This is a genomic window from Candidatus Zixiibacteriota bacterium (genome assembly GCA_026397505.1).
GTDB lineage: Bacteria > Zixibacteria > MSB-5A5 > GN15 > PGXB01 > JAPLUR01.
The window spans coordinates 1-3954 of sequence record JAPLUR010000143.1 but is presented as its reverse complement, the minus strand read 5'-3'; the positions used below and the strand labels follow the sequence as shown (position 1 = coordinate 3954).

The 3954-nt window shown below is 51.0% G+C and carries 5 protein-coding genes; all 5 read left to right on the top strand.

The annotated features are described in order from the left end of the window. Positions 1-334: 334 nt before the first annotated feature. Positions 335-868 carry a GNAT family protein gene (locus NT002_14455; protein ID MCX6830465.1) on the top strand — a complete coding sequence of 178 codons (534 nt, stop codon included), beginning with the start codon at positions 335-337 and terminating at the stop codon, positions 866-868. Positions 869-1149: 281 nt separating this feature from the next. Continuing rightward, the gene (locus tag NT002_14450; protein ID MCX6830464.1) at positions 1150-2535 is read left to right on the top strand and encodes an MBL fold metallo-hydrolase; all 1386 of its coding nucleotides are present in this window, start codon (positions 1150-1152) and stop codon (positions 2533-2535) included. A gap of 71 nt (positions 2536-2606) precedes the next feature. Next, positions 2607-3137, top strand: coding sequence for a redoxin domain-containing protein (locus NT002_14445; GenBank protein MCX6830463.1), 531 nt, complete (start codon positions 2607-2609; stop codon positions 3135-3137). Between the two features lie 6 nt (positions 3138-3143). Continuing rightward, positions 3144-3359 carry a heavy metal-associated domain-containing protein gene (locus NT002_14440; protein MCX6830462.1) on the top strand — a complete coding sequence of 72 codons (216 nt, stop codon included), beginning with the start codon at positions 3144-3146 and terminating at the stop codon, positions 3357-3359. A 25-nt stretch (positions 3360-3384) separates the two neighbouring features. Further along, positions 3385-3954: hypothetical protein (locus NT002_14435; GenBank protein MCX6830461.1), on the top strand; the 570-nt coding region annotated here is incomplete at its 3' end.

Here is a 3954-nt window from a genome sequence, read left to right as displayed (position 1 = left end):
CATAATGCACGTCTTGGCCGCCTTCTGGGACTATATAAGACCATTCCGAAAGAATTCCCATGCCATCAACCGAATAAGGTCAGCGGCCATCCCTAATCTATAAAAGTAGGGTTTTTCAACACTCCCCTTCGTCTGGGGTTCTGCCCTACAACTGGATCAAGTCCAGCATGACAAGAGGGGGAATGACGGCGCACTAAAATCGCTTGCTGAATGGGAAGCAATACAATATTTTGGGCAAAATTTTATTTTTTATGAGAAGGCGTAAGCAGCCAAGATTGGATTTATGAATAATGAGCTCAATTATGATTATTTTCCGTCTTTGGAAACTGCTCGATTGAAGTTGAGACCGCTTGCGGTTGAAGATGTTGATTTCTTCTTTCGGCTCCTGACTGATCCGAAGGTAACACAATATACAATGGATGAACCACCTTCAGATTGCGGCCAGGCCGGGGATCTTATTCGGTTCTATCTTGGCCCCCAGGGAAAGACCGAGAATCGTTGGGGAATCATAAATAAGGAAGATGGTCGGCTCATCGGTACCTGCGGTTTTCACAGGTGGGATCAACAATGTATGCGGGCCGAGATCGGATGCGATTTGAGTCCCGATTATTGGGGGCGGGGCTATATGATCGAAGCCTTACAAGCGGCAATCCGGAACGGGTTCGAGCGTATGAAACTGAATCGGATTGAAGCCATTGTATATGTCAATAATAATCCTTGTATCCGACTTCTGGAGAGAGTTGGTTTCCAGAAAGAAGGCAGGCTCCGCGATTACTATTATCTGAATGGCAAATTTCATGACCAATATATTTTCTCTTTACTGCGAAAAGAGGTGAAGATTTACAGTTCCGTCAGGAGAGACTCCTGACGGCGCGGTAAGAGCGGCACACGAGGACGTGTGCCGGGCACGGAATCTGGATTCTGACTTTCGCCAGAATGACATCAAAGAGAGGAGGTGGGGCACCCGCGGACGCTGGGGCCGATGTGGACATCGGCCGCCCACGGCACACTGAACATTCCGTCGGGAATGGGTTCCCGACGGCGCGGTAAGGGCCGGCCACCCCGGGTTTTGGTTTATTTCATTGCTTAATCGGCGTAACGGGGTTAATTTGAGGAGGAAGAGAAATATGATTTGAGAGGTAACAGGTTTTGGCCATACAACTTTCGTTTCATGGGGCCGCCCGGACAGTCACCGGCTCCAAATACCTTCTTAATGTCAACGGCAAGAAAATCCTGATCGACTGCGGCATGTTCCAGGGGCCGCGGGAACTTCGCCTGCGCAACTGGAATCCGCCGCCGTTCAAACCGTCCGAACTGGATGCGGTCGTTGTCACCCACGGCCATATCGACCATATCGGGTATCTGCCGCGCCTTGTCAAACAGGGGTACGAGGGGAAAATCTTTGCCACCGCGCCGACGGTCGATATCGGCGCAATATCGCTTATGGATACGGCGCATCTTCAGGAGGAAGATGCCGAGTACCGCAACAAGAACAAACTGACGCGCCACCCGGTGGCGCTACCATTATTCACCACTGAGGATGCCGTGGAGACAATCAAGCAGTTCTACGGCGTGGCATACGATCTCTGGACCGAGCTTGGCGAGGGGGTTCGGTTTCGGTATCATGATGCCGGACATATTCTGGGGGCCGCCGGAATCGAGATGGAGCTGAAAGACGAGGGGAAAACTACCTCGATATTTTTCTCGGGCGATATCGGGCGGTACGGCAATTTTCTGACCAGCGACCCCTCGGAACCGCCCAATTGCGACTATCTGGTTTGCGAATCGACATACGGGGGAAGAATTCATCCCCCGGAGGATCCGGATTTTGAGTTCATCAATCTTATCAATGAGACAATAGCCCGGAAAACGATCTTATTGATTCCCGCCTTTGCGGTCGGGCGCACCCAGCAGATTATCTATATCGTGAATCATCTTATCAAGCATAAGCTGATACCCTCGATTGACATTCATGTCGATTCGCCGATGGCGATCACCGCCACCGATATCTACAAGAAGTACCGTTCGTATAGAATGCTCGATGATAATGATGCCACCCATGAGGAGCTTCTCAACGGACGCAATGTTTATTTTCATCGCGACCGGAACGAGTCGAAACTGCTTAACCGTCTGCGCGGGCCGGCGATTATCATCTCGGCCAGCGGGATGCTCTCCGGCGGGCGGATACTGCACCATATGCTCAACCGCCTGCCCGATCCTAACGTGATTGTCGTGCTGGTCGGGTTTATGGCCGAGGGAACACTGGGACGAAAGTTGATGGACGGCGAAAAAGTGGCCTACATTCACAAGACGATGGTGCCGGTGAGGGCGAAGATTGTTACCTTGCAGGGGCTTTCGGGGCACGCCGACTATTATGAAATCCTGCACTGGCTGGAGCCGTATAAGACCAAGCCGCGCAAAGTCTTTGTGACTCACGGCGAAATTTCGCAGGCCGAGGCGATGGCGATACATCTGATATCAGAGAAACACTGGGACTGCATGATACCCTCGCTCGATCAATCGGTCACGCTGTAAGGGAACCGCCGCCTGCCGGGGCTGTTTATAATCTTTATAATATCAGAAAGGCAGGAATTCTTATCCGATTATTGATTTTCAATATTCTGGCCATGATAATCCCTCTTTCGGGGGTTGTCCTTGCCCAGACGGGGGAACCGTTCAAGGTCGGCGACCTCATTCCGCAGTTCAAGCTTCCCTACGCCACCAAAGATACTCTTGTCATGGAGGGGATCGGCTCGGAGGCGCTGAAGGGGAAACGGTACCTGATAGCTTTTTTCCCGGCGGCCTGGTCGCCCGGCTGCACCAAAGAGATGTGCACTTTCCGTGATGCTTTTTCGGAACTGCAGAAACTGAATGTGGAGATTCTGGCCGTCTCGGGCGATTATGTTTTCACTCTTCACGAGTGGGCCAAAAACCAGAATTTTGGTTTCATGCTTCTGGGCGACCAGACGCGTGAATTCGGGAAGAAGATGGGTGTCTATAACGAAAAGAGCGGCACTCTGAAACGGTCGGTGTTTCTGGTTGGGCCGGACGGCAAAATTCAATATATTAACTACAACTATTCGGTTTCCGACGATAAAGATTTCAACGCGCTAAGACAATTTCTCGCAGGGAGATGAGAATATATGAGTGAAGACAGAATCGTGCTGAAAGTTACCGGCATGAAATGCGACGGCTGTGTTATGAAGGTGAAAAATGCCCTGAAAAGCGTTTCGGGAGTGAAATCGGCCGAGATACATTTGGCCTCCAAGTCCGCCATAGTGGAGTTTGGCGATACCAGGCCAGCCACCGAACAGCTGATAGCCGCAGTCAAGAAAGCCGGATTCGAAGCCACACTTTAGCAGCCTTTATCGCAAGGGACTATTTATGGCCGAAGAGAATTTTCAGGTTTATGCCCAGAAAGTCTTCGACCTGTACCATCAGCGTGAATACGCCCTGGCTCTTGAGCAGGCACGGGAGGCCGAAAAGAGATTCCCGGAAAGGCCCTGGGATACTATTTTCTGGATTGCCTGTTTCCATTCTCTGCTGGGGCGGAAAGAGGAAGCGATCAAATGTCTGGCCGAGGGGCTGAAAAGTGGTGTCTGGTGGGGGCCTAAGATGCTTCAGGGGGAAACTGATTTCGATAATATCAGAAATGAGCCTGGGTTTCGGGATGTAATGAAACGATGTGAAGAGATATATTCCGAGGCGCGCAGAAAGTCCCGGCCGGAGTGTCAGATATGCCATCCGGCAAAATTTTCCCTTGATAGTGAAATTCCTCTTTTTATGACTCTTCACTGGCGATTTGATAACGCCGCCCAGTTCAACGCGTATTGGGAGAAACCTGTGCTTCAGAGGAATTACCTTCTGGCGGTGCCACAGTCATCTCAAATCACCGGGAGCAATAAATATTGCTGGGATGACGCCGATGCGGCACGGAACGAAATCAGGACACAC